The sequence below is a fragment of the Pseudomonas sp. WC2401 genome (assembly GCF_041200115.1).
Lineage (GTDB): Bacteria > Pseudomonadota > Gammaproteobacteria > Pseudomonadales > Pseudomonadaceae > Aquipseudomonas > Aquipseudomonas fragi.
Genome location: NZ_CP165623.1, coordinates 565,950 through 591,285, shown reverse-complemented (window position 1 = coordinate 591,285; position 25,336 = coordinate 565,950). Strand labels below are relative to the sequence as shown.

Sequence of the window (25,336 nt, the reverse complement as noted above, 5' to 3'; positions counted from 1 at the left end):
AACCATGATTTCAAAGGATGGCCTCACCCATCACATTTCCGCGCAGTTCAACGCGGAACTCGAAGACGTGCGCAGCCACCTGCTGGCGATGGGCGGCCTGGTCGAGAAGCAGGTCAACGATGCAGTCACCGCACTGATCGAGGCTGACTCGGGGCTGGCGCAACAGGTGCGCGAGATCGATGAACAGATCAACCAGATGGAGCGCAATATCGACGAGGAATGCCTGCGCATTCTGGCCCGTCGTCAGCCAGCGGCCTCTGACCTGCGCTTGATCATCAGCATCTCCAAGTCGGTGATCGACCTTGAACGCATCGGTGACGAAGCGACCAAGATCGCCCGCCGGGCCATCCAGTTGTGCGAAGAGGGTGAGGCGCCGCGCGGCTACGTTGAGGTGCGTCACATTGGCGACCAGGTACGCAACATGGTGCGTGATGCACTGGATGCGTTTGCCCGCTTCGACGCCGACCTGGCCCTGTCGGTGGCGCAATACGACAAAATCATCGACCGCGAGTACAAGACCGCGCTGCGCGAACTGGCCACTTACATGATGGAAGATCCGCGTTCTATCTCACGCGTGCTGAGCATTATCTGGGTACTGCGTTCGCTGGAACGAATCGGCGACCACGCCCGCAATATCTCGGAACTGGTGATTTATCTGGTGCGCGGCACGGACGTGCGGCACATGGGCCTCAAGCGCATGCGCGAAGAAGTTCAGGGTACGGGTGGCGATAACGCTAATGTTGCGCCGTCGCCTGACGATAAATAGGACAGCCCGATCTAAAAAACGCCCGGCTCAATGCCGGGCGTTTTGGTTTTCGGGCGTTCATATCCAAGGAGCAGTCGATGAGCAAGGTTAGTGTGCTGGTGGTAGATGACGCGTCGTTTATTCGTGATCTGGTTAAAAATTGCCTGCGGAACTACTTCCCGGGCATCAGGATCGAAGACGCGGTCAACGGCCGTAAAGCCCAGGCCTTGCTGTCGCGTGAAGCCTTCGATCTGGTGCTGTGCGACTGGGAAATGCCGGAGATGTCCGGTCTTGAGCTGTTGACCTGGTGCCGTGAGCAAGACCGGCTGAAAACGCTGCCGTTTATCATGGTCACCAGCCGCGGTGACAAAGAGAACGTGATCCAGGCCATCCAGGCCGGGGTTTCGGATTTCGTCAGCAAGCCCTTCACCAATGAGCAGTTGCTGTCGAAGGTGAAGAAGGCGTTCACCAAGGCGGGATTGTTGAGCGCCGTGATGGCCAGCACCCCGGCGCGGGCTAGCTCGGCGTTTGGCAATGATTCACTGAATGCGTTGACCGGCGGCAAGGCCCAGGTCGTGACGGCCACGGCGGCAGCCCCCGCGCCTGTTGCCCCGACTCCGCGCCCGGCCCCTGCGGCGGCGCCGGCACTGACCAGCCGTGGCCAGGGGCAACTGCGTTTGCCCAGCGGCACCCAGGCGTGCGTGATCAAGGCGCTGAGCCTCAAGGAAGCGCTGCTGGTGGTGCGTCGCAGTGAAGTGCTTCCTCAGGTACTGGACAGTGCCGTACTGGACCTTGAGCAGGGCGAGAACGCCGAGGTGGCGCGCTTGAACGGTTACCTGCATGCCATCGTGGCATTCGAGCCAAAACCGGACAGCGCCTGGTTGCAACTGACCTTCCGCTTTGTCGACCAGGATGCCGACAAAATGAATTACCTGTCGCGGCTGATCGCCCACGGCACGGCGCAAAAGCATTTTGTGCCGGGTGCGTGAGCTGCTCTTGTGGGAGCGGGCTTGCTCGCGATGGAATCGATGCGGTTTGACCGAGCGACCGCGCCGTCTGCATCGCGAGCAAGCCCGCTCCCACAGGTCATGTGTGCATCAAGGCAACTGCAACCCACCCGAGGCCTTGTGAATGGCCCGCAAACGTTCACCGATCTGTTTGACGTTGGCTTCGGTAGCGGCAATCTCGGCCGCTCGCGCCGGTTCCAGCAGGCTGCGCACTTCCTTGTCCAGGTCGGTGGTCAGGCGCAGTAGTTGCTGCTGGCGCTGGCTGCTTTCGGACTCGAGCATTTCCCATTCCTTGGTTTGCGGCAGGCCGTAGCCGCCGCTACCGAGCAATTCAGCCGGGCGGCTCAGGAAGCCGCTGCTGGCGAGAATCTCTTGCAGGGTCTTGTTGGCCTTGTCCATGCCGCCATCCTTGAGCGCGCGCGCGCCCAGGTACTTCTGTTTGACCTCATCCTGGGCCAGCAACAGTTGCCGGCGAAAGCTGGCCTGCTCCAGCAGCAACAAAGCAGCGCTGGCGCGCAGGTCGGCCTGCTCGATCCACGGCCGGCGTTGCACGGCATCAAGGGCCAGCCAGTCTTCGACTGTGGTTTGCTTGATCGGCAAGCGGGTTTTGAGAACATCAAACATCGCCTGGTAGCGATCACGGTAGGAGTCGAAGCGATAACCCAGGCGCAACGCTTCCTTGGGGTCGTCCAGCACGCTGGTATCGGCCAGCCCGCGAGCCTTGAGCACGTCCAGCAGGCCGTTGGGCATGATGCTGTCCAGGCCCTTGAGCCGGGCATTGTCGCTGCCGCTGCGCAGCAGCTTCAGGGTTTCGACCGCGCAGTTATTGGAGATGAAATAGTAGTTGCCGTCATAGCTCCAGTGCATTTCGGCGGCATGCTCGACCACTTCCTCGATTTCCGCTCGGCTGAGCTTGAGCGGCACCGACGCCAGGCTGCGCAGTTCGGTCTTGGTGTATTCGTCGATCACCTGGGCCAGCGGCAATACAAACAGTCGTGAAGGGTAGGCGCCAGTCAGGCCGTCCCAACTGGAGAGTTGTACGTCATTGACGAACGCCCGGTAGGACAACACCAGATGCTCCTGCAGGTCGAGCCGGCAGTCTGGCCCGCGTGGGCGACCGGGCGCACAGATCACCAGGCGCAGCATGCTGTGCCCCCAGCGGCTGGCCCATTCCTGGTTGGCCTCGGCCAGCAGGTAGTCGACGGCGTACACCCGCTCCGGGTCCACGGTCCCCAGCGGCTGCTTGGCGAAATCGTTGCCGGCATTGAGAAAGGCAAAGCCCTTGGGGCATTCATCCTTGGCGGCAGGCGCCCAGCCGAAATGTTGCTGGTAGTAGCGATACAGCGCCGGGCGGCGGCAGGCGTAGGCCGGATCGAGGAGGAAGTACTCCATATTGACCGCGACAAATTCCTTGGGGCTGCTGACTTCGTACAGATCCGGGCTGCGCACGATCTGGTGGTTGTCTTGCTCGCGTTCACCCCGGCGGCCCACATATTGCTGCCAGCCAGCGAGGTCGAGCAGGCGCGGGTCATCGCTAAGGGTAAAGCGGCGCTCGGTCTGCCCGCGGCACTGATCGGGCAGGCCAATCAGCCCTGCGTTGCTGCTTTGCCGGGCGCAGCGACGGATCAGTGTGCGTTCGGCGGCGGGCCAGAGGCGGGCGCGGTCGTAAATGTGCGTCAGCTCGTGCAGCACGGTGGCGAGCATTTCCCGGCGTACAGTGCCGTGGGGGCGGTGGGTCTGTTGGGTGGCCGCCGAGCCGTCGGTGAGTGCGGCCAGCAGCTTGCGGTTGAGGTCCAGCTCGGAGGTCAGCGACGCCTGGCCGTAGGCGTTGGCGGGCATGTCATCGGTCCAGCCCACCAGAATCTGCCGGTCCAGTTGTTCAATAAAACGCGGTGGCAGGCTCTGCATGGCTTCATCAAGCAGGGCTTGGCTGGCCTGTTGTTCAGCCGGGCTCAGGCCTTCGGTCTTGAGTTGCAGATGCAGCGCAGCCTGGGCGCTGCTGGCGAGTAGCAGCAGGCCACAGGTGGCAAGCCAGCGCGTGAGTGGCTTCACAGTGCGAGGATGGCTTCAGCGAGGTCATGATCGCTGGCGTTGCGCGCTTCAGGCACGCGATCGCGCAGGGTGCTGAAAGCGGCTTCCAGCTGCACACCGCGAATGTCGCCCTGGCTGGCGACGAAAGTGGCGGCGTCGTCGTGGGCTTCGCGCACGACTTTGGAGTCACGGATCGAGGTAGTGGTGTCGGACGTAAAGTCGATGGTGCGGCCAAAAGCACGCACGATGATGTTACTGGTTTGCACGACGGTTTGTGCCTGAGCCACATCGGCCAGCAGCAACAGGCCAAGGGTGGCGACAATCAGGGGGCTACGCATGAAACTTCTCCAGATAAAGCGGGTATTTATTGGACGAGAATTGACTGCGCCAGTTCAAGGTCGCTGGCATTCAATTTTGGCGAGTGTTGGCGCAAATAACCCAGGGCAGACTCCAGCTGTACGCCTCTCGTCTGGCCATCACTGGCAATAAAGACGGCGGCATCATCCCGGGCGGCACGTATGAGTTTGTGATCGAACGGCGCAGACGTCACTTTACTGGTGACGTAACCACTGAGCACCACATTTTGGGTGGTCAGGTCGAAGGCGTTGGCTGATTGAGTCCAGCAGAGTGCAAGCAGGGCTAATAAGGAAAAACGCATGGGTCTCGAGGCTGTTTGAATGAGCGCCAAGGCTAGCGTAATGGCCGGGGTAGGGCCAGCGTGGGGGCGTTGCTGAAAGATTTCTTCATGCAGGCACCGTACTTGTGGGAGCGGGCTTGCTCGCGATTGTATCGGCGCGGTTTACCTGAGAAACCAGGGCGCCTGAATCGCGAGCAAGCCCGCTCCCACAGAATCCCCGATCAGATCGTCAGGATGGCCTGAGCCAGTTGTGCATCAGTTGCCTGCAGCTGTGGCGCTTGCTGGCGGATGGCCTCGAAGGCACTTTCCAGTTTCACGCCACGGATGGCGCCTTCGCTGGCCACGAAGCTGGCTGCGTCGTCGCGGGCTGCACGCACGATCTTGTTATCGCGAAACGAACCGGTGGCATCCGATGTCAGGTCTGTGGTGGCCTTGAGGGTGCCCACGATGCCATCGGTGGTCGCGATGAAGCTTGTGGCGTTGGCGCTGGCAGCAACGGCCAGCAAAGCCGCTGCACTAAGTAGGCGAAGTGTGGACATGGTAATACTCCTGAACATGAACTTATGAAAGTAGACGGTTATGGGCCGAATAGTAGGCTCAGGGTGGCATCAGGCAAAGGATGTTTTACCTGTTGTCACCGCCAGGATGCTCTGGATCAGGTATTTGCTTAACTGTACTTATATGTTTTAGGTAAATTTAGAACTGTACCTGTCGCTTTGCAAGTGGGTAAAACCCGCTGCCATAAACGACAAAACCCGTCAGCGGTTACCCGCGACGGGTTCTGTTTTTACAATTCGGGTTGCTGGCGGTGGACCGGTGGTCAGGGCCAGCGAGCGCTAATCAGCGCCAGAACGGCTTGCTCAGCTCTTCGTAACGCTGTGCTTCGCTAATCCCGGCATCAGCCAGAAGACGCGAGTCCAGGCGAGCCAGTTGATGGCGGCTGGAGATGCGGCGCTGCCACAACATCAGGTTGGCCAGTACGCGCAAAGGCATGGAAGCCTGGGTGTTTACAGTGTTGCTTTCGCTGAACAGTTCGGAACTGAGTGTACGTTCCATGGTGACATCCTTCCGCTTGTGGCGGCATTGGCTAGTGGTTTAACTGATGCCAATGATCCTCCTCTTTGTCGAGGGTCTCTAGATACAGTTCATCTGTATTGCAATGGGCCAGTTAACTGTTTATGCCCGCTGTACGGGCATTAATGCGCACAACTGTACCTGTCCGCACTTAAATGGTGCGAAATTGGCCAAATCGGTAGGGAGAGTGGGTGTTGCAGGTGGGAAATGACCAGTACAGTAGTACAGTTTTTTAAAATACAGTCATAAAAAAGCCGCTGACGAAACAGTGTTTACGTCAGCGGCTGTCTAGCGTGCGGGTTACGGCAGCATTTTCCCGGTTTCTTCCAGGTTGATATGCCAGCTCAACGCTTCGCGCAGGATGTGCGGCGTGTGGCCGCCAATCGCACAGGCCCTGGCGTAATAGTCATTGAGGGCGTCACGGAAGTCCGGGTGTACACAGTTGTCGATGATCACGCGTGCACGCTCACGCGGGGCCAGGCCGCGCAGGTCGGCCAGGCCTTGCTCGGTCACGAGGATGTCGACGTCGTGCTCGGTGTGGTCAACGTGGCTGACCATTGGCACGACGCTGGAAATCGCGCCCGCCTTGGCAATCGACTTGGTCACGAAAATCGCCAGGTGTGCGTTGCGGGCGAAGTCGCCCGAACCGCCGATACCGTTCATCATCCGCGTGCCGCACACGTGGGTGGAGTTGACGTTGCCGTAGATGTCGAATTCCAGGGCGGTGTTGATCCCGATGATGCCCAGGCGACGAACCACTTCAGGGTGGTTGGAGATCTCTTGCGGGCGCAGCACCAGTTTGTCCTTGTAGCGCTCCAGGTTGCCGAACACGTCCGAATTGCGACGTTCCGACAACGTAATGGAGCTGCCCGACGCGAAGCTCATCTTGCCTGCGTCGATCAGGTCGAAGGTCGAATCCTGCAGTACTTCGGAGTACATGGTCAGGTCTTCGAACGGCGAGTCGATCAGGCCGCACATCACCGCGTTGGCGATGTTGCCGATACCGGCTTGCAGCGGGCCGAGCTTGTTGGTCATGCGGCCTGCTTCAACTTCGGCTTTCAGGAAGTTGATCAGGTGGAAGGCGATACCGTCGGTTTCGCTGTCCGGCTCGGACACGGTGGACGGCGAGTCCGGCTTGTTGGTGATCACGATGGCGACGATTTTTTCCGCCGGAATCGGGATCGCGGTGCTGCCGATACGGTCATCGACTTTCACCAGCGGGATCGGCGTACGCGTCGGACGGTAGGTCGGGATATAGATGTCGTGCAGGCCTTCCAGGTTCGGGTTGTGCGCCAGGTTGATCTCGACGATCACTTGCTTGGCGAAAATCGCGAAGCTGGCGGAGTTGCCCACGGAGGTCGTCGGAACGATATGACCTTGCTCGGTAATGGCCACTGCTTCAATAACTGCAATGTCCGGCAGCTTGAGCTGGTTGTTGCGCAGTTGCTCAACGGTTTCGGACAAATGCTGGTCGATAAACATCACTTCGCCGGCGTTGATCGCCTTGCGCAGGGTGCTGTCTACCTGAAACGGCATGCGACGAGCCAGTACGCCGGCTTCGGTCAATTGCTTGTCCAGATCGTTGCCCAGGCTTGCGCCGGTCATCAGGGTGATTTTCAGCGGCGACTTCTTGGCCCGCTCGGCCAGGGCCTGGGGCACGGCTTTGGCTTCACCGGCACGGGTAAAACCGCTCATGCCGACGGTCATGCCGTCTTGGATAAGGGCGGCGGCTTCTTCGGCGCTCATGACCTTATCGTGCAGGGAGTTCAGGCGAATACGTTCACGGTACATGGATTGTTATCTCGGGCAACGGAAGCAAGAGGCGCAGTCTATTCATTTTCAGAGCCTTTCGTCCCGCTACCATGGTCGAATGCCAGCGGCCGATTTAGAGCCTTTGGTCGGGTTCCTTGGAAAAAGAAAAACCCCGGCCAATACAGCGCCGGGGTTCTCGTTATTGCTGTGGGGCAGGATGTTACTCGACCGCTTTAACCATATCTTCAATAACTTTCTTGGCGTCGCCGAAGACCATCATGGTTTTATCCAGATAAAACAATTCGTTATCCAGGCCGGCATAGCCGCTGGCCATTGAGCGCTTGTTCACGATGACAGTCTTGGCTTTATAGGCTTCGAGGATCGGCATGCCGGCAATCGGCGATTTTGGATCGTTCTTGGCCGCCGGGTTGACCACGTCGTTGGCGCCCAGTACGAGCACCACGTCGGCCTGGCCGAACTCGGAGTTGATGTCTTCCATCTCGAACACCTGGTCGTAAGGCACTTCGGCCTCGGCGAGCAGTACGTTCATATGGCCTGGCATGCGGCCAGCCACCGGGTGGATCGCATACTTCACGGTCACGCCGCGGTGAGTCAGCTTTTCAGTCAGCTCTTTAAGTGCGTGCTGCGCCCGTGCCACCGCCAGGCCGTAACCCGGAACGATGATCACGGTATCGGCGTTCATCAACAGGAACGTGGCATCGTCGGCCGAACCGGATTTAACCGGGCGAGCTTCTTGCGCACCTGCCGGGCCACCCGCGTCTACCGCACCGCCAAAGCCGCCGAGGATCACGTTGAAGAACGAACGGTTCATCGCCTTGCACATGATGTACGACAGGATCGCACCCGAAGAACCTACCAGCGAACCGGCAATGATCAGCATCGAGTTGTTCAGCGAGAAACCGATACCGGCTGCCGCCCAGCCCGAATAGCTATTAAGCATCGACACCACCACCGGCATGTCGGCGCCGCCAATCGGGATGATGATCAGCACACCCAGCACGAATGCCAGAGCCAGCATCAGCGCGAAGGCATTGAGGTTGCCGGTGAGCATAAAGGTGATGCCCAGGCCCAGTGTGGCCAGGCCCAGCACCAGGTTCAGCTTGTGCTGGCCGCCGAACTGTACCGGCGCGCCCTGGAACAGACGGAACTTGTACTTGCCCGAGAGTTTGCCGAAGGCGATTACCGAACCGGAGAAGGTGATTGCACCAATGGCCGCGCCAAGGAACAGCTCCAGACGGTTGCCCGCAGGAATGGCGTCGCCCAGGTGTTTGACGATGCCCAGCGATTGCGGCTCAACGACGGCGGCAATGGCAATGAACACGGCTGCGAGGCCGATCATGCTGTGCATGAAGGCGACCAGCTCAGGCATTTTGGTCATTTCGACGCGCTTGGCCATGATCGAGCCAGCTGTGCCACCGACCAGCAGGCCGACAATGACATAGCCGATACCGGCGGTGGCAATTTCGGCGCCCAGTTTATAAATCAGGCCGACCGTAGTAATGATCGCCAGGCCCATGCCGAGCATGCCGAACAGGTTGCCGCGACGCGAAGTGGTGGGGTGCGACAGGCCCTTGAGGGCTTGAATGAAGCAGATTGACGCAACCAGATACAGAACAGTGACCAGGTTCATGCTCATGGCTTGCGCACCTCTTCTTTGGCTTTAGGTGCTTTCTTCTTGAACATTTCCAGCATGCGCCGGGTGACCAAAAAACCACCGAATACGTTTACGGCGGCCAGCGCGACTGCCAGGGTGCCCATGGTTTTACCCAGCGGGGTGACAGTCAGTGCGGCTGCGAGCATGGCGCCCACAATCACGATCGCGGAAATGGCGTTGGTGACGGCCATCAACGGAGTGTGCAGTGCCGGGGTTACGTTCCATACCACGTGATAGCCCACATAAATGGCCAGCACGAAGATGATCAGGTTGTAGATACCGGGGGAGATGAGTTCTTCCATTGTTTTTATCCTCAGCCGTTTTTGCGCACGACTTGACCGTCGCGGCACATCAGGCACGCGGCGACGATGTCGTCTTCAAGGTTGATCTGGAACTGCCCTTCGGGGGTGAAGACCAGCTTGAGGAAGTCCAGCAGGTTGCGGGCGTAGAGCGCCGAAGCGTCTGCGGCAACCATTGCAGGCAGATTGGTGTGGCCAACGATGGTGACACCATGCTCGACCACGACCTGGTCGGCAACGGTCAGCGGGCAGTTGCCGCCCTGGGCTGCAGCCAGGTCGATGACCACCGAGCCCGGTTTCATCTGCGCTACGGTTTCTGCGCTGAGCAGAACGGGCGCTTTACGGCCGGGAATCAGGGCTGTGGTGATCACGATATCCGCCTGCTTGGCGCGCTCATGAACGGCCAGGGCCTGGCGCTGCATCCAGCTGGCAGGCATCGGGCGTGCATAGCCGCCTACGCCAACGGCGCATTCGCGCTCTTCGTCGGTTTCGTAAGGCACGTCGACAAACTTGGCACCCAGCGATTCGATCTGCTCTTTAACCGCAGGGCGCACATCGGACGCCTCGATTACCGCACCCAGACGCTTGGCAGTGGCAATGGCCTGCAAACCGGCAACACCGGCACCCAGAATCAGTACCCGAGCGGCCTTAACGGTCCCGGCGGCGGTCATCAGCATCGGCATAAAGCGCGGATAGTGGTGAGCAGCAATCAGGACGGCTTTATAACCGGCAATGTTGGCCTGGGATGACAGCACATCAAGACTTTGCGCACGAGAAGTGCGGGGGGCGGCTTCAAGAGAGAAGGCGGTGATCCCACGCTCGGCCAGTTTGGCAATGGTTTCATTGCTGAACGGGTTGAGCATGCCAATGAGCACGGTGCCGGTTTTGATCAGGGCCAGTTCGCTGTCGCTGGGGGCGACAACCTTGAGAATCAGCTCTGCGCCGAAAGCATCTGTAGCGTTGCCAATAGTTGCGCCGGCGGCTTCATAAGCACTGTCGATAACGCTGGCATTAACGCCGGCGCCGCTTTGGACAGTCACTTTATGGCCTTGGCCGATCAGCTTCTTGATGGTTTCCGGGGTTGCAGCAACCCGCGTTTCACCCGTATGGGTCTCGAGAGGAACACCAATGTGCACGTCATATCTCCTGCGTGATCTTTTATAAGAAAGCCAGCGCACTACGGATGGTGCGACTGGGGCGGCCGATCAGCACGATCCCACCAAAGTATGGGTGGGGCGGGGCATTCTGCTGGCAATTTTTTTGCCCTTCAAGGACTTATGGAGGATGACGAGATACAAACTACAAGTCATGCAGTGACCGAATGTCGCAACGCTCGGCTGCATCCCTTTAAACACATGGCTTTCAGGGGGTTTGCAGGTTTTTTGAGTTTTTTTCAGATTTCTTTTGGTTATCGCTGCATAACTTTGAGAAATACCCTGTAGCCCGCGTGGTTACTGGCTTGCAGGTTTGTCCAGCTAGACCAAAGTACAGGGTATTTAAACGCGACATTTACTTATATATGTAGTGCTTTTTTGTAGTGCGCTACATAGTTTGTACGGACGATGCGGTCCTTTAAATCAGGCTGTAGCCCTCGGCCTGCTTGATCAGCCAGTCGCGGAAGGCCTGCAGTGAGGCAGACTCAATTTTGCGTTCGGGGATCATCAGGTAGTAAGCCTTGGTACTGGGCAGGCTGCGGTCATTGGCGATCACCAGGCGCTTTTCGGCCAATTCGCGCTGAATCAGGAACGGTGGGATCAGCGCAACGCCCATTTCATGCATGGCGGCCTGGGCCAGCATCGAAAACAGCTCGTAGCGTGGGCCGGTCATGTCGCGGGGCACATTCATGTCCTGGGCGTTGAACCATTGGCGCCAGGCGTAGGGGCGAGTGGTTTGCTGCAGCAGGGGCAGTTCGGCAAGGGTGTGCGGGGAGAGGCATTTGTGCGAACCCAGTAGTGCAGGGCTGCACACGGGGACCGGGTTTTCGCCCATCAGGCGGTAGGACGACGTGCCGGACCAGTCAGCATCCCCGAAGTAGATGGCTGCATCGAAGTCGGTATCTGCGAACAGGAAAGGGCGCGTGCGGTTGGTCAGGTTGACCGTGACGTCCGGGTGCAGTTGCTGGAAGTCCTTGAGGCGGGGCAGTAGCCATTGCGTGCCGAAGGTGGGCACTACGGCCAGCTCGATCACATTGGCGCCTTGTTGGCCCATGACGGACAACGTGTCCCGTTCTACAGCATCCAGTTGGGTCGCAATGCGCCGGCTGTAAGAGATGCCTGCTTCGGTCAGCTTTACCCCGCGCTTGGAGCGTCGGAACAGTTCTACACTCAAAAACTCTTCCAGGCTGGCGATCTGTCGGCAAATGGCCCCTTGAGTGAGGGAAAGCTCTTGTGCGGCCTTGGTGAAGCTTTCATGGCGCGCAGCCGCTTCAAAGCTGATCAGGGCGGTTGTGCTGGGGATCTTGCGGCGCATGTACGGCTTCCTCACTAAATACAGTCAGAAATGGCTTTCTTGCGGTTCACGGAGTGAGAAATTATCACAACATGGTGCCGAATCCTCGTTTGTCCTTCTATATAGAAGGGGCCTAGGATCGGCTCACGACATTTGATCTATTACGCGAGGGTTCTCTCATGGCGGGTAAGGCAAGCTTCAACTGGATTGATCCACTGTTGCTGGATCAACAGCTCACTGAAGAAGAGCGCATGGTGCGCGACAGTGCCGAGCAATTTGCTCAGGACAAGCTGGCGCCGCGTGTGCTTGAGGCTTTCCGCAATGAGAAGACCGACCCTGCGATTTTTCGTGAGATGGGTGAGACCGGTTTGCTGGGCGCGATGATCCCTGAGCAGTACGGTGGCAGTGGCCTCAATTACGTCAGCTACGGGCTGATTGCCCGCGAAGTGGAGCGGGTGGACTCGGGCTACCGCTCGATGATGAGTGTGCAGTCTTCCCTGGTCATGGTGCCGATCAATGAGTTCGGTACCGAAGCGCAGAAACAGAAGTACCTGCCCAAGCTGGCGTCGGGCGAATGGATTGGCTGCTTCGGTCTTACCGAGCCTAACCACGGCTCCGACCCTGGCGCGATGATTACCCGTGCGCGGACGGTGGATGGCGGCTACAGCCTGACGGGCAGCAAAATGTGGATCACCAACAGCCCCATCGCCGATGTGTTTGTGGTCTGGGCGAAGGACGATGAGGGTGACATTCGTGGCTTTGTTCTGGAAAAAGGCTGGAAGGGTCTGACTACGCCTGCGATTCACGGCAAGGTCGGCTTGCGTGCGTCCATTACCGGCGAAATCGTCATGGACAACGTATTTGTGCCGCAAGAGAACATCTTCCCGGATGTGCGCGGCTTGAAAGGCCCTTTTACCTGCCTTAACTCTGCGCGCTATGGCATCTCCTGGGGGGCATTGGGTGCGGCCGAGTTCTGCTGGCATACCGCGCGCCAGTACACCCTGGATCGTCACCAGTTTGGTCGGCCTTTGGCGGCGACTCAGTTGATCCAGAAAAAACTCGCAGATATGCAGACCGAAATTACATTGGCCCTGCAGGGTTGCTTGCGTCTGGGGCGGATGAAGGATGAAGGCACTGCGGCCGTTGAAATTACCTCGATCATGAAGCGCAACTCGTGTGGCAAGTCACTGGATATCGCACGCATGGCGCGCGACATGCTGGGTGGCAACGGGATCTCCGATGAATTCGGCGTGGCGCGTCATCTGGTCAACCTGGAAGTGGTGAACACCTATGAAGGCACGCATGACGTGCATGCCTTGATCCTTGGGCGTGCGCAAACCGGCCTGCAGGCATTCTATTAACAGGAGCTCGGCTCATGGGTGCTTTATCGCATTTGCGGGTGCTGGATTTGTCTCGTGTGCTGGCGGGGCCGTGGGCGGGGCAGATACTGGCTGACCTGGGTGCCGAGGTGATCAAGGTTGAGCGCCCGGGCAATGGTGATGATACCCGGGCCTGGGGGCCGCCCTTCCTTAAGGATGCTTATGGTGAGAGCACGGGGGAGGCGGCTTACTATTTGTCGGCCAACCGCAACAAACAATCGGTCACTATCGATTTCACCAAGCCGCAAGGCCAGCAACTGGTTCGAGCGCTGGCCGCCAAGTCCGACATCCTGATCGAGAACTTCAAGGTGGGTGGTCTGGAGGCGTATGGCCTGGACTATGCGTCGCTCAAGGCGTTGAACCCTGATCTGATCTATTGCTCGATCACGGGGTTCGGTCAAACCGGTCCCTATGCCAAGCGGGCGGGCTATGACTTTATGGTCCAGGGGCTGGGTGGGCTGATGAGCCTTACCGGGCGGCCTGAAGGTGAGGAGGGTGCGGGGCCGGTAAAGGTGGGCGTGGCGCTGACCGACATACTGACCGGGCTCTACTCGACGGTCGCGATTCTGGCAGCACTTGCTCATCGTCAGCATGATGGCGGTGGTCAGCATATTGATATGGCGTTGCTGGACGTGCAGGTTGCTTGTCTGGCAAATCAGGCGATGAACTACCTGACCACGGGTGTGGCTCCGCAACGCTTGGGTAATGCACATCCGAATATCGTGCCTTATCAGGATTTTCCGACGGCAGATGGTGACTTCATCCTGACTGTGGGAAATGACAGCCAGTTCCGCAAGTTTGCTGAAGTGGCTGGAAGGCCCGAGTGGGCGGACGATCCGCGCTTTGCTACCAACACGCTGCGTGTTGCAAACCGGTCAGTGTTGGTGCCGCTTCTGCGGCAGGCAACGGTGTTCAAGACGACAGCCGAGTGGGTGACCCAGCTGGAGGCGGTTGGTGTGCCCTGTGGGCCGATCAATGACTTGGCGCAGGTGTTTGCTGATCCGCAGGTTCAGGCTCGAGGCTTGGCGATGCAGTTGCCCCATGCCCTGGCGGGGTTGGTGCCGCAAGTGGCGAGCCCTATCCGGTTGTCCGAAACCCCGGTGGAGTACCGTAATGCCCCTCCTTTGCTGGGTGAGCATACCCGGCAGGTGTTGGAGCAGGTGCTGGGGTTGCACGCGGATGCGGTAGAGGCTTTGCGGCAGTCGGGTGTGCTGTAGCTATATAGAGGGGGCGTCAGCCCCCTCTATATAGCTGTGTTAAAGGCGTTTTCGGGTTAAGTGATAGAGCAGCTCAATTAGTCCTTGACTCAGGTTTGTAACTGTCTATAATTCGCCCCACTTCCGGCGCAGTCGAAACGGAAAACTCCTTGAGTTTCAATGAGTTGGATGAGTTTTCGACGGTGCCAGCTTCAAGTCATCGAAGCAGGAAATGAGGTGTTGACAGCAGCGTGTAACGCTGTAGAATTCGCCTCCCGCTAACGAGAGATCGAAAGCGCAAGTGGTTGATGTTACAGAGGAAACTTTGAAAACATCTTAAAATAACCGCTTGACAGCAACAGAGGCTGCTGTAGAATGCGCGCCTCGGTTCAGCGAAAGCTAAACCAACCGCTCTTTAACAATTGAATCAAGCAATTCGTGTGGGTGCTTGTGGAGTCAGACTGATAGTCAACAAGATTATCAGCATCACAAGTTACTCCGCGAGAAATCAAAGATGTAACCAACGATTGCTGAGCCAAGTTTAGGGTTTCTTAAAAACCCAAAGATGTTTGAACTGAAGAGTTTGATCATGGCTCAGATTGAACGCTGGCGGCAGGCCTAACACATGCAAGTCGAGCGGTAGAGAGAAGCTTGCTTCTCTTGAGAGCGGCGGACGGGTGAGTAATACCTAGGAATCTGCCTGATAGTGGGGGATAACGTTCGGAAACGGACGCTAATACCGCATACGTCCTACGGGAGAAAGCAGGGGACCTTCGGGCCTTGCGCTATCAGATGAGCCTAGGTCGGATTAGCTAGTTGGTGAGGTAATGGCTCACCAAGGCTACGATCCGTAACTGGTCTGAGAGGATGATCAGTCACACTGGAACTGAGACACGGTCCAGACTCCTACGGGAGGCAGCAGTGGGGAATATTGGACAATGGGCGAAAGCCTGATCCAGCCATGCCGCGTGTGTGAAGAAGGTCTTCGGATTGTAAAGCACTTTAAGTTGGGAGGAAGGGCATTAACCTAATACGTTAGTGTCTTGACGTTACCGACAGAATAAGCACCGGCTAACTCTGTGCCAGCAGCCGCGGTAATACAGAGGGTGCAAGCGTTAATCGGAATTACTGGGCGTAAAGCGCGCGTAGGTGGTTTGTTAAGTTGAATGTGAAATCCCCGGGCTCAACCTGGGAACTGCATCCAAAACTGGCAAGCTAGAGTATGGTAGAGGGTAGTGGAATTTCCTGTGTAGCGGTGAAATGCGTAGATATAGGAAGGAACACCAGTGGCGAAGGCGACTACCTGGACTGATACTGACACTGAGGTGCGAAAGCGTGGGGAGCAAACAGGATTAGATACCCTGGTAGTCCACGCCGTAAACGATGTCAACTAGCCGTTGGGAGTCTTGAACTCTTAGTGGCGCAGCTAACGCATTAAGTTGACCGCCTGGGGAGTACGGCCGCAAGGTTAAAACTCAAATGAATTGACGGGGGCCCGCACAAGCGGTGGAGCATGTGGTTTAATTCGAAGCAACGCGAAGAACCTTACCAGGCCTTGACATCCAATGAACTTTCTAGAGATAGATTGGTGCCTTCGGGAACATTGAGACAGGTGCTGCATGGCTGTCGTCAGCTCGTGTCGTGAGATGTTGGGTTAAGTCCCGTAACGAGCGCAACCCTTGTCCTTAGTTACCAGCACGTAATGGTGGGCACTCTAAGGAGACTGCCGGTGACAAACCGGAGGAAGGTGGGGATGACGTCAAGTCATCATGGCCCTTACGGCCTGGGCTACACACGTGCTACAATGGTCGGTACAAAGGGTTGCCAAGCCGCGAGGTGGAGCTAATCCCATAAAACCGATCGTAGTCCGGATCGCAGTCTGCAACTCGACTGCGTGAAGTCGGAATCGCTAGTAATCGTGAATCAGAATGTCACGGTGAATACGTTCCCGGGCCTTGTACACACCGCCCGTCACACCATGGGAGTGGGTTGCACCAGAAGTAGCTAGTCTAACCTTCGGGAGGACGGTTACCACGGTGTGATTCATGACTGGGGTGAAGTCGTAACAAGGTAGCCGTAGGGGAACCTGCGGCTGGATCACCTCCTTAATCGACGACATCAGCTGCTCCATAAGTTCCCACACGAATTGCTTGATTCATTGTAGAAGACGAGAACTGCAGAGTTGATCTGCGGTTTGTCTGTCGTAAAGCTTAGAAATGAGCATTCCATCAGATGGTGGTGAATGTTGATTTCTGATCTTTTGATTAGATCGTTCTTTAAAAATTTGGGTATGTAATAGAAAGTTAGACTGGATAGCACTTTCACTGGTGTTTATTCAGGCTAAGGTAAAATTTGTGATTGAAAGCAAATTTTCGGCGAATGTCGTCTTCATAGTATAACCAGATTGCTTGGGGTTATATGGTCAAGTGAAGAAGCGCATACGGTGGATGCCTTGGCAGTCAGAGGCGATGAAAGACGTGGTAGCCTGCGAAAAGCTTCGGGGAGTCGGCAAACAGACTTTGATCCGGAGATGTCTGAATGGGGGAACCCACCTAACATAAGTTAGGTATCTTAAGCTGAATACATAGGCTTAAGAAGCGAACCAGGGGAACTGAAACATCTAAGTACCCTGAGGAAAAGAAATCAACCGAGATTCCCTTAGTAGTGGCGAGCGAACGGGGACCAGCCCTTAAGCTGTATTGATGTTAGCGGAACGCTCTGGAAAGTGCGGCCATAGTGGGTGATAGCCCTGTACGCGAAAACATCTTTGCAGTGAAATCGAGTAGGACGGAGCACGAGAAACTTTGTCTGAATATGGGGGGACCATCCTCCAAGGCTAAATACTACTGACTGACCGATAGTGAACTAGTACCGTGAGGGAAAGGCGAAAAGAACCCCGGAGAGGGGAGTGAAATAGATCCTGAAACCGTATGCGTACAAGCAGTGGGAGCCCACTTTGTTGGGTGACTGCGTACCTTTTGTATAATGGGTCAGCGACTTATTTTCAGTGGCAAGCTTAACCGAATAGGGGAGGCGTAGCGAAAGCGAGTCTTAATAGGGCGTCTAGTCGCTGGGAATAGACCCGAAACCGGGCGATCTATCCATGGGCAGGTTGAAGGTTGGGTAACACTAACTGGAGGACCGAACCGACTACCGTTGAAAAGTTAGCGGATGACCTGTGGATCGGAGTGAAAGGCTAATCAAGCTCGGAGATAGCTGGTTCTCCTCGAAAGCTATTTAGGTAGCGCCTCATGTATCACTGTAGGGGGTAGAGCACTGTTTCGGCTAGGGGGCCATCCCGGCTTACCAAACCGATGCAAACTCCGAATACCTACAAGTGCCGAGCATGGGAGACACACGGCGGGTGCTAACGTCCGTCGTGAAAAGGGAAACAACCCAGACCGTCAGCTAAGGTCCCAAAGTTATGGTTAAGTGGGAAACGATGTGGGAAGGCTTAGACAGCTAGGAGGTTGGCTTAGAAGCAGCCACCCTTTAAAGAAAGCGTAATAGCTCACTAGTCGAGTCGGCCTGCGCGGAAGATTTAACGGGGCTCAAACCATACACCGAAGCTACGGGTATCATCTTAGGATGATGCGGTAGAGGAGCGTTCTGTAAGCCTGTGAAGGTGAGTTGAGAAGCTTGCTGGAGGTATCAGAAGTGCGAATGCTGACATGAGTAACGATAATGGGTGTGAAAAACACCCACGCCGAAAGACCAAGGTTTCCTGCGCAACGTTAATCGACGCAGGGTTAGTCGGTCCCTAAGGCGAGGCTGAAAAGCGTAGTCGATGGAAAACAGGTTAATATTCCTGTACTTCTGGTTATTGCGATGGAGGGACGGAGAAGGCTAGGCCAGCTTGGCGTTGGTTGTCCAAGTTTAAGGTGGTAGGCTGGAATCTTAGGTAAATCCGGGATTCTAAGGCCGAGAGCTGATGACGAGTGTTCTTTTAGAACACGAAGTGGTTGATGCCATGCTTCCAAGAAAAGCTTCTAAGCTTCAGGTAACCAGGAACCGTACCCCAAACCGACACAGGTGGTTGGGTAGAGAATACCAAGGCGCTTGAGAGAACTCGGGTGAAGGAACTAGGCAAAATGGCACCGTAACTTCGGGAGAAGGTGCGCCGATGGAGGTGAAGCATTTACTGCGTAAGCCCCTGTCGGTCGAAGATACCAGGCCGCTGCGACTGTTTATTAAAAACACAGCACTCTGCAAACACGAAAGTGGACGTATAGGGTGTGACGCCTGCCCGGTGCCGGAAGGTTAATTGATGGGGTTAGCTAACGCGAAGCTCTTGATCGAAGCCCCGGTAAACGGCGGCCGTAACTATAACGGTCCTAAGGTAGCGAAATTCCTTGTCGGGTAAGTTCCGACCTGCACGAATGGCGTAACGATGGCGGCGCTGTCTCCACCCGAGACTCAGTGAAATTGAAATCGCTGTGAAGATGCAGTGTATCCGCGGCTAGACGGAAAGACCCCGTGAACCTTTACTATAGCTTTGCACTGGACTTTGAATTTGCTTGTGTAGGATAGGTGGGAGGCTTTGAAGCGTGAACGCCAGTTTGCGTGGAGCCAACCTTGAAATACCACCCTGGCAACTTTGAGGTTCTAACTCAGGTCCGTTATCCGGATCGAGGACAGTGTATGGTGGGTAGTTTGACTGGGGCGGTCTCCTCCTAAAGAGTAACGGAGGAGTACGAAGGTGCGCTCAGACCGGTCGGAAATCGGTCGTAGAGTATAAAGGCAAAAGCGCGCTTGACTGCGAGACAGACACGTCGAGCAGGTACGAAAGTAGGTCTTAGTGATCCGGTGGTTCTGTATGGAAGGGCCATCGCTCAACGGATAAAAGGTACTCCGGGGATAACAGGCTGATACCGCCCAAGAGTTCATATCGACGGCGGTGTTTGGCACCTCGATGTCGGCTCATCACATCCTGGGGCTGAAGCCGGTCCCAAGGGTATGGCTGTTCGCCATTTAAAGTGGTACGCGAGCTGGGTTTAGAACGTCGTGAGACAGTTCGGTCCCTATCTGCCGTGGACGTTTGAGATTTGAGAGGGGCTGCTCCTAGTACGAGAGGACCGGAGTGGACGAACCTCTGGTGTTCCGGTTGTCACGCCAGTGGCATTGCCGGGTAGCTATGTTCGGGAAAGATAACCGCTGAAAGCATCTAAGCGGGAAACTTGCCTCAAGATGAGATCTCACTGGAACCTTGAGTTCCCTAAAGGGCCGTCGAAGACTACGACGTTGATAGGTTGGGTGTGTAAGCGCTGTGAGGCGTTGAGCTAACCAATACTAATTGCCCGTGAGGCTTGACCATATAACACCCAAGCAATTTGCTTAGAAGCGAATTGCGGTGTGTGAAGACGATACAAACCGAAAGTTTGCGGTTCACAAAACACCAAATCTATTACATACCCATTCGCTGGAGCGTGCGCCGCAAGGCAAACGACCTGGCTACCGAATTTCTTGACGACCATAGAGCATTGGAACCACCTGATCCCATCCCGAACTCAGTAGTGAAACGATGCATCGCCGATGGTAGTGTGGGGTTTCCCCATGTGAGAGTAGGTCATCGTCAAGATTAAATTCCAAAAACCCTGTCTGCTCACGCAGACAGGGTTTTTGTTTTTATATAAGTACAAGCTTTGTAAAAAGCTTGTACGGTTAATCAGGCCATTTGCCTGGCTAACCAATAGATTGAACGTAGCAGGAAATAAAGCGTTGACAGCAGTGTGTAACACTGTAGAATTCGCCTCCCGCTAACGAGATATCGAAAGCGCAAGTGGTTGATGTTGCAGAGGAAACTTTGAAAACATCTTAAAATAACCGCTTGACAGCAACAGAGGCTGCTGTAGAATGCGCGCCTCGGTACAGCGAAAGCTGACCAACCGCTCTTTAACAACTGAATCAAGCAATTCGTGTGGGTGCTTGTGGAGTCAGACTGATAGTCAACAAGATTATCAGCATCACAAGTTACTCCGCGAGAAATCAAAGATGTAACCAACGATTGCTGAGCCAAGTTTAGGGTTTCTTAAAAACCCAAAGATGTTTGAACTGAAGAGTTTGATCATGGCTCAGATTGAACGCTGGCGGCAGGCCTAACACATGCAAGTCGAGCGGTAGAGAGAAGCTTGCTTCTCTTGAGAGCGGCGGACGGGTGAGTAATACCTAGGAATCTGCCTGATAGTGGGGGATAACGTTCGGAAACGGACGCTAATACCGCATACGTCCTACGGGAGAAAGCAGGGGACCTTCGGGCCTTGCGCTATCAGATGAGCCTAGGTCGGATTAGCTAGTTGGTGAGGTAATGGCTCACCAAGGCTACGATCCGTAACTGGTCTGAGAGGATGATCAGTCACACTGGAACTGAGACACGGTCCAGACTCCTACGGGAGGCAGCAGTGGGGAATATTGGACAATGGGCGAAAGCCTGATCCAGCCATGCCGCGTGTGTGAAGAAGGTCTTCGGATTGTAAAGCACTTTAAGTTGGGAGGAAGGGCGTTAACCTAATACGTTAGTGTCTTGACGTTACCGACAGAATAAGCACCGGCTAACTCTGTGCCAGCAGCCGCGGTAATACAGAGGGTGCAAGCGTTAATCGGAATTACTGGGCGTAAAGCGCGCGTAGGTGGTTTGTTAAGTTGAATGTGAAATCCCCGGGCTCAACCTGGGAACTGCATCCAAAACTGGCAAGCTAGAGTATGGTAGAGGGTAGTGGAATTTCCTGTGTAGCGGTGAAATGCGTAGATATAGGAAGGAACACCAGTGGCGAAGGCGACTACCTGGACTGATACTGACACTGAGGTGCGAAAGCGTGGGGAGCAAACAGGATTAGATACCCTGGTAGTCCACGCCGTAAACGATGTCAACTAGCCGTTGGGAGTCTTGAACTCTTAGTGGCGCAGCTAACGCATTAAGTTGACCGCCTGGGGAGTACGGCCGCAAGGTTAAAACTCAAATGAATTGACGGGGGCCCGCACAAGCGGTGGAGCATGTGGTTTAATTCGAAGCAACGCGAAGAACCTTACCAGGCCTTGACATCCAATGAACTTTCTAGAGATAGATTGGTGCCTTCGGGAACATTGAGACAGGTGCTGCATGGCTGTCGTCAGCTCGTGTCGTGAGATGTTGGGTTAAGTCCCGTAACGAGCGCAACCCTTGTCCTTAGTTACCAGCACGTAATGGTGGGCACTCTAAGGAGACTGCCGGTGACAAACCGGAGGAAGGTGGGGATGACGTCAAGTCATCATGGCCCTTACGGCCTGGGCTACACACGTGCTACAATGGTCGGTACAAAGGGTTGCCAAGCCGCGAGGTGGAGCTAATCCCATAAAACCGATCGTAGTCCGGATCGCAGTCTGCAACTCGACTGCGTGAAGTCGGAATCGCTAGTAATCGTGAATCAGAATGTCACGGTGAATACGTTCCCGGGCCTTGTACACACCGCCCGTCACACCATGGGAGTGGGTTGCACCAGAAGTAGCTAGTCTAACCTTCGGGAGGACGGTTACCACGGTGTGATTCATGACTGGGGTGAAGTCGTAACAAGGTAGCCGTAGGGGAACCTGCGGCTGGATCACCTCCTTAATCGACGACATCAGCTGCTCCATAAGTTCCCACACGAATTGCTTGATTCATTGAAGAAGACGATAGAAGTAGACCAAAATTGGGTCTGTAGCTCAGTTGGTTAGAGCGCACCCCTGATAAGGGTGAGGTCGGCAGTTCGAATCTGCCCAGACCCACCAATTTTGTTTGGAAGCACCTGTAGAAATATGGGGCCATAGCTCAGCTGGGAGAGCGCCTGCCTTGCACGCAGGAGGTCAACGGTTCGATCCCGTTTGGCTCCACCATTACTGCTTCTTTATCGTAAAGCTTAGAAATGAGCATTCCATCAGATGATGGTGAATGTTGATTTCTGATCTTTTGATTAGATCGTTCTTTAAAAATTTGGGTATGTAATAGAAAGTTAGACTGGATAGCACTTTCACTGGTGTTTATTCAGGCTAAGGTAAAATTTGTGATTGAAAGCAAATTTTCGGCGAATGTCGTCTTCATAGTATAACCAGATTGCTTGGGGTTATATGGTCAAGTGAAGAAGCGCATACGGTGGATGCCTTGGCAGTCAGAGGCGATGAAAGACGTGGTAGCCTGCGAAAAGCTTCGGGGAGTCGGCAAACAGACTTTGATCCGGAGATGTCTGAATGGGGGAACCCACCTAACATAAGTTAGGTATCTTAAGCTGAATACATAGGCTTAAGAAGCGAACCAGGGGAACTGAAACATCTAAGTACCCTGAGGAAAAGAAATCAACCGAGATTCCCTTAGTAGTGGCGAGCGAACGGGGACCAGCCCTTAAGCTGTATTGATGTTAGCGGAACGCTCTGGAAAGTGCGGCCATAGTGGGTGATAGCCCTGTACGCGAAAACATCTTTGCAGTGAAATCGAGTAGGACGGAGCACGAGAAACTTTGTCTGAATATGGGGGGACCATCCTCCAAGGCTAAATACTACTGACTGACCGATAGTGAACTAGTACCGTGAGGGAAAGGCGAAAAGAACCCCGGAGAGGGGAGTGAAATAGATCCTGAAACCGTATGCGTACAAGCAGTGGGAGCCCACTTTGTTGGGTGACTGCGTACCTTTTGTATAATGGGTCAGCGACTTATTTTCAGTGGCAAGCTTAACCGAATAGGGGAGGCGTAGCGAAAGCGAGTCTTAATAGGGCGTCTAGTCGCTGGGAATAGACCCGAAACCGGGCGATCTATCCATGGGCAGGTTGAAGGTTGGGTAACACTAACTGGAGGACCGAACCGACTACCGTTGAAAAGTTAGCGGATGACCTGTGGATCGGAGTGAAAGGCTAATCAAGCTCGGAGATAGCTGGTTCTCCTCGAAAGCTATTTAGGTAGCGCCTCATGTATCACTGTAGGGGGTAGAGCACTGTTTCGGCTAGGGGGTCATCCCGACTTACCAAACCGATGCAAACTCCGAATACCTACAAGTGCCGAGCATGGGAGACACACGGCGGGTGCTAACGTCCGTCGTGAAAAGGGAAACAACCCAGACCGTCAGCTAAGGTCCCAAAGTTATGGTTAAGTGGGAAACGATGTGGGAAGGCTTAGACAGCTAGGAGGTTGGCTTAGAAGCAGCCACCCTTTAAAGAAAGCGTAATAGCTCACTAGTCGAGTCGGCCTGCGCGGAAGATTTAACGGGGCTCAAACCATACACCGAAGCTACGGGTATCACCTTAGGGTGATGCGGTAGAGGAGCGTTCTGTAAGCCTGTGAAGGTGAGTTGAGAAGCTTGCTGGAGGTATCAGAAGTGCGAATGCTGACATGAGTAACGATAATGGGTGTGAAAAACACCCACGCCGAAAGACCAAGGTTTCCTGCGCAACGTTAATCGACGCAGGGTTAGTCGGTCCCTAAGGCGAGGCTGAAAAGCGTAGTCGATGGAAAACAGGTTAATATTCCTGTACTTCTGGTTATTGCGATGGAGGGACGGAGAAGGCTAGGCCAGCTTGGCGTTGGTTGTCCAAGTTTAAGGTGGTAGGCTGGAATCTTAGGTAAATCCGGGATTCTAAGGCCGAGAGCTGATGACGAGTGTTCTTTTAGAACACGAAGTGGTTGATGCCATGCTTCCAAGAAAAGCTTCTAAGCTTCAGGTAACCAGGAACCGTACCCCAAACCGACACAGGTGGTTGGGTAGAGAATACCAAGGCGCTTGAGAGAACTCGGGTGAAGGAACTAGGCAAAATGGCACCGTAACTTCGGGAGAAGGTGCGCCGATGGAGGTGAAGCATTTACTGCGTAAGCCCCTGTCGGTCGAAGATACCAGGCCGCTGCGACTGTTTATTAAAAACACAGCACTCTGCAAACACGAAAGTGGACGTATAGGGTGTGACGCCTGCCCGGTGCCGGAAGGTTAATTGATGGGGTTAGCTAACGCGAAGCTCTTGATCGAAGCCCCGGTAAACGGCGGCCGTAACTATAACGGTCCTAAGGTAGCGAAATTCCTTGTCGGGTAAGTTCCGACCTGCACGAATGGCGTAACGATGGCGGCGCTGTCTCCACCCGAGACTCAGTGAAATTGAAATCGCTGTGAAGATGCAGTGTATCCGCGGCTAGACGGAAAGACCCCGTGAACCTTTACTATAGCTTTGCACTGGACTTTGAATTTGCTTGTGTAGGATAGGTGGGAGGCTTTGAAGCGTGAACGCCAGTTTGCGTGGAGCCAACCTTGAAATACCACCCTGGCAACTTTGAGGTTCTAACTCAGGTCCGTTATCCGGATCGAGGACAGTGTATGGTGGGTAGTTTGACTGGGGCGGTCTCCTCCTAAAGAGTAACGGAGGAGTACGAAGGTGCGCTCAGACCGGTCGGAAATCGGTCGTAGAGTATAAAGGCAAAAGCGCGCTTGACTGCGAGACAGACACGTCGAGCAGGTACGAAAGTAGGTCTTAGTGATCCGGTGGTTCTGTATGGAAGGGCCATCGCTCAACGGATAAAAGGTACTCCGGGGATAACAGGCTGATACCGCCCAAGAGTTCATATCGACGGCGGTGTTTGGCACCTCGATGTCGGCTCATCACATCCTGGGGCTGAAGCCGGTCCCAAGGGTATGGCTGTTCGCCATTTAAAGTGGTACGCGAGCTGGGTTTAGAACGTCGTGAGACAGTTCGGTCCCTATCTGCCGTGGACGTTTGAGATTTGAGAGGGGCTGCTCCTAGTACGAGAGGACCGGAGTGGACGAACCTCTGGTGTTCCGGTTGTCACGCCAGTGGCATTGCCGGGTAGCTATGTTCGGGAAAGATAACCGCTGAAAGCATCTAAGCGGGAAACTTGCCTCAAGATGAGATCTCACTGGAACCTTGAGTTCCCTAAAGGGCCGTCGAAGACTACGACGTTGATAGGTTGGGTGTGTAAGCGCTGTGAGGCGTTGAGCTAACCAATACTAATTGCCCGTGAGGCTTGACCATATAACACCCAAGCAATTTGCTTAGAAGCGAATTGCGGTGTGTGAAGACGATACAAACCGAAAGTTTGCGGTTCACAAAACACCAAATCTATTACATACCCATTCGCTGGAGCGTGCGC

General features: G+C 55.3%; 14 protein-coding genes, 2 tRNA genes and 5 rRNA genes. 11 read left to right on the top strand and 10 right to left on the bottom strand.

Annotated features, from left to right (window positions below):
* Positions 1 to 4 precede the first annotated feature (4 nt).
* Both phoU and AB3G35_RS02555 read left to right on the top strand, forming a co-directional pair.
* Positions 5 to 766 carry a phosphate signaling complex protein PhoU gene (phoU, locus tag AB3G35_RS02560; RefSeq protein ID WP_016782947.1) on the top strand — a complete coding sequence of 254 codons (762 nt, stop codon included), beginning with the start codon at positions 5 to 7 and terminating at the stop codon, positions 764 to 766.
* A gap of 77 nt (positions 767 to 843) precedes the next feature.
* The gene (locus AB3G35_RS02555) at positions 844 to 1,734 is read left to right on the top strand and encodes a response regulator (protein ID WP_369782279.1); all 891 of its coding nucleotides are present in this window, start codon (positions 844 to 846) and stop codon (positions 1,732 to 1,734) included.
* A gap of 108 nt (positions 1,735 to 1,842) precedes the next feature.
* Here the strand turns inward: AB3G35_RS02555 and AB3G35_RS02550 are convergent, their stop codons facing one another.
* From AB3G35_RS02550 to AB3G35_RS02505, 10 genes are all read right to left on the bottom strand, one after another.
* Positions 1,843 to 3,804, bottom strand: a complete 1,962-nt coding sequence (locus tag AB3G35_RS02550) for a DUF4105 domain-containing protein (RefSeq protein ID WP_095040804.1) — start codon at positions 3,802 to 3,804, stop codon at positions 1,843 to 1,845.
* Positions 3,801 to 4,121, bottom strand: a complete 321-nt coding sequence (locus AB3G35_RS02545) for a DUF2388 domain-containing protein (RefSeq protein WP_016782951.1) — start codon at positions 4,119 to 4,121, stop codon at positions 3,801 to 3,803. The genes AB3G35_RS02550 and AB3G35_RS02545 overlap by 4 nt, the downstream gene beginning before the upstream one ends.
* Positions 4,122 to 4,147: 26 nt before the next feature.
* On the bottom strand, positions 4,148 to 4,441 hold the full coding sequence (locus AB3G35_RS02540) for a DUF2388 domain-containing protein (RefSeq protein WP_016782952.1): 294 nt from the start codon (positions 4,439 to 4,441) through the stop codon (positions 4,148 to 4,150).
* Between the two features lie 200 nt (positions 4,442 to 4,641).
* Positions 4,642 to 4,959, bottom strand: a complete 318-nt coding sequence (locus AB3G35_RS02535) for a DUF2388 domain-containing protein (protein WP_016782953.1) — start codon at positions 4,957 to 4,959, stop codon at positions 4,642 to 4,644.
* A 301-nt stretch (positions 4,960 to 5,260) separates the two neighbouring features.
* Positions 5,261 to 5,476 carry a DUF1127 domain-containing protein gene (locus AB3G35_RS02530; protein ID WP_086799449.1) on the bottom strand — a complete coding sequence of 72 codons (216 nt, stop codon included), beginning with the start codon at positions 5,474 to 5,476 and terminating at the stop codon, positions 5,261 to 5,263.
* 318 nt (positions 5,477 to 5,794) lie between these two features.
* Positions 5,795 to 7,285 carry an acetyl-CoA hydrolase/transferase family protein gene (locus AB3G35_RS02525; protein ID WP_016782955.1) on the bottom strand — a complete coding sequence of 497 codons (1,491 nt, stop codon included), beginning with the start codon at positions 7,283 to 7,285 and terminating at the stop codon, positions 5,795 to 5,797.
* Between the two features lie 181 nt (positions 7,286 to 7,466).
* Complete coding sequence (locus AB3G35_RS02520) at positions 7,467 to 8,903, bottom strand: NAD(P)(+) transhydrogenase (Re/Si-specific) subunit beta (protein WP_095040802.1); 1,437 nt, start codon at positions 8,901 to 8,903, stop codon at positions 7,467 to 7,469.
* Positions 8,900 to 9,223, bottom strand: coding sequence for an NAD(P) transhydrogenase subunit alpha (locus AB3G35_RS02515; protein WP_003438157.1), 324 nt, complete (start codon positions 9,221 to 9,223; stop codon positions 8,900 to 8,902). The genes AB3G35_RS02520 and AB3G35_RS02515 overlap by 4 nt, the downstream gene beginning before the upstream one ends.
* Positions 9,224 to 9,234: 11 nt before the next feature.
* Positions 9,235 to 10,356: a Re/Si-specific NAD(P)(+) transhydrogenase subunit alpha gene (locus AB3G35_RS02510; protein ID WP_016782957.1), complete on the bottom strand. Its 1,122-nt coding sequence runs from the start codon at positions 10,354 to 10,356 to the stop codon at positions 9,235 to 9,237.
* 436 nt (positions 10,357 to 10,792) lie between these two features.
* Entirely contained in the window at positions 10,793 to 11,689 is an 897-nt protein-coding gene (locus AB3G35_RS02505) for a LysR family transcriptional regulator (RefSeq protein WP_095040801.1), read from the bottom strand.
* Between the two features lie 158 nt (positions 11,690 to 11,847).
* Here AB3G35_RS02505 and AB3G35_RS02500 point away from each other — a divergent pair, with 158 nt between their 5' ends.
* The 9 genes from AB3G35_RS02500 to AB3G35_RS02460 all read left to right on the top strand — a co-directional run bounded on the left by AB3G35_RS02500 (position 11,848) and on the right by AB3G35_RS02460 (position 25,218).
* Positions 11,848 to 13,029, top strand: coding sequence for an acyl-CoA dehydrogenase (locus AB3G35_RS02500; RefSeq protein ID WP_086799446.1), 1,182 nt, complete (start codon positions 11,848 to 11,850; stop codon positions 13,027 to 13,029).
* Positions 13,030 to 13,043: 14 nt separating this feature from the next.
* Positions 13,044 to 14,264, top strand: coding sequence for a CaiB/BaiF CoA-transferase family protein (locus AB3G35_RS02495; RefSeq protein ID WP_016782960.1), 1,221 nt, complete (start codon positions 13,044 to 13,046; stop codon positions 14,262 to 14,264).
* Between the two features lie 550 nt (positions 14,265 to 14,814).
* Positions 14,815 to 16,351: ribosomal RNA gene (locus AB3G35_RS02490) — 16S ribosomal RNA — on the top strand.
* Between the two features lie 312 nt (positions 16,352 to 16,663).
* Positions 16,664 to 19,557, top strand: a 23S ribosomal RNA gene (locus tag AB3G35_RS02485).
* Positions 19,558 to 19,705: 148 nt separating this feature from the next.
* Positions 19,706 to 19,821, top strand: a 5S ribosomal RNA gene (gene rrf / locus AB3G35_RS02480).
* A gap of 470 nt (positions 19,822 to 20,291) precedes the next feature.
* Positions 20,292 to 21,828 (top strand): 16S ribosomal RNA (locus AB3G35_RS02475).
* Between the two features lie 81 nt (positions 21,829 to 21,909).
* Positions 21,910 to 21,986 (top strand) — tRNA-Ile (locus AB3G35_RS02470).
* A 29-nt stretch (positions 21,987 to 22,015) separates the two neighbouring features.
* Positions 22,016 to 22,091 (top strand) — tRNA-Ala (locus AB3G35_RS02465).
* A 233-nt stretch (positions 22,092 to 22,324) separates the two neighbouring features.
* Positions 22,325 to 25,218, top strand: a 23S ribosomal RNA gene (locus AB3G35_RS02460).
* The 16S, 23S and 5S rRNA genes sit together here with 2 tRNA genes alongside, the layout of an rRNA operon.
* Positions 25,219 to 25,336 lie beyond the last annotated feature (118 nt).

Coding starts and splice junctions, on each gene's coding strand:
- AB3G35_RS02525 (WP_016782955.1), bottom strand. CDS start 7,285: ATGTACCGTGAACGTATTCGCCTGAACTCCCTGCACGATAAGGTCATG.
- AB3G35_RS02515 (WP_003438157.1), bottom strand. CDS start 9,223: ATGGAAGAACTCATCTCCCCCGGTATCTACAACCTGATCATCTTCGTG.
- AB3G35_RS02555 (WP_369782279.1), top strand. CDS start 844: ATGAGCAAGGTTAGTGTGCTGGTGGTAGATGACGCGTCGTTTATTCGT.
- AB3G35_RS02535 (WP_016782953.1), bottom strand. CDS start 4,959: ATGTCCACACTTCGCCTACTTAGTGCAGCGGCTTTGCTGGCCGTTGCT.
- AB3G35_RS02520 (WP_095040802.1), bottom strand. CDS start 8,903: ATGAGCATGAACCTGGTCACTGTTCTGTATCTGGTTGCGTCAATCTGC.
- AB3G35_RS02495 (WP_016782960.1), top strand. CDS start 13,044: ATGGGTGCTTTATCGCATTTGCGGGTGCTGGATTTGTCTCGTGTGCTG.
- AB3G35_RS02540 (WP_016782952.1), bottom strand. CDS start 4,441: ATGCGTTTTTCCTTATTAGCCCTGCTTGCACTCTGCTGGACTCAATCA.
- AB3G35_RS02545 (WP_016782951.1), bottom strand. CDS start 4,121: ATGCGTAGCCCCCTGATTGTCGCCACCCTTGGCCTGTTGCTGCTGGCC.
- AB3G35_RS02505 (WP_095040801.1), bottom strand. CDS start 11,689: ATGCGCCGCAAGATCCCCAGCACAACCGCCCTGATCAGCTTTGAAGCG.
- phoU (WP_016782947.1), top strand. CDS start 5: ATGATTTCAAAGGATGGCCTCACCCATCACATTTCCGCGCAGTTCAAC.
- AB3G35_RS02530 (WP_086799449.1), bottom strand. CDS start 5,476: ATGGAACGTACACTCAGTTCCGAACTGTTCAGCGAAAGCAACACTGTA.
- AB3G35_RS02500 (WP_086799446.1), top strand. CDS start 11,848: ATGGCGGGTAAGGCAAGCTTCAACTGGATTGATCCACTGTTGCTGGAT.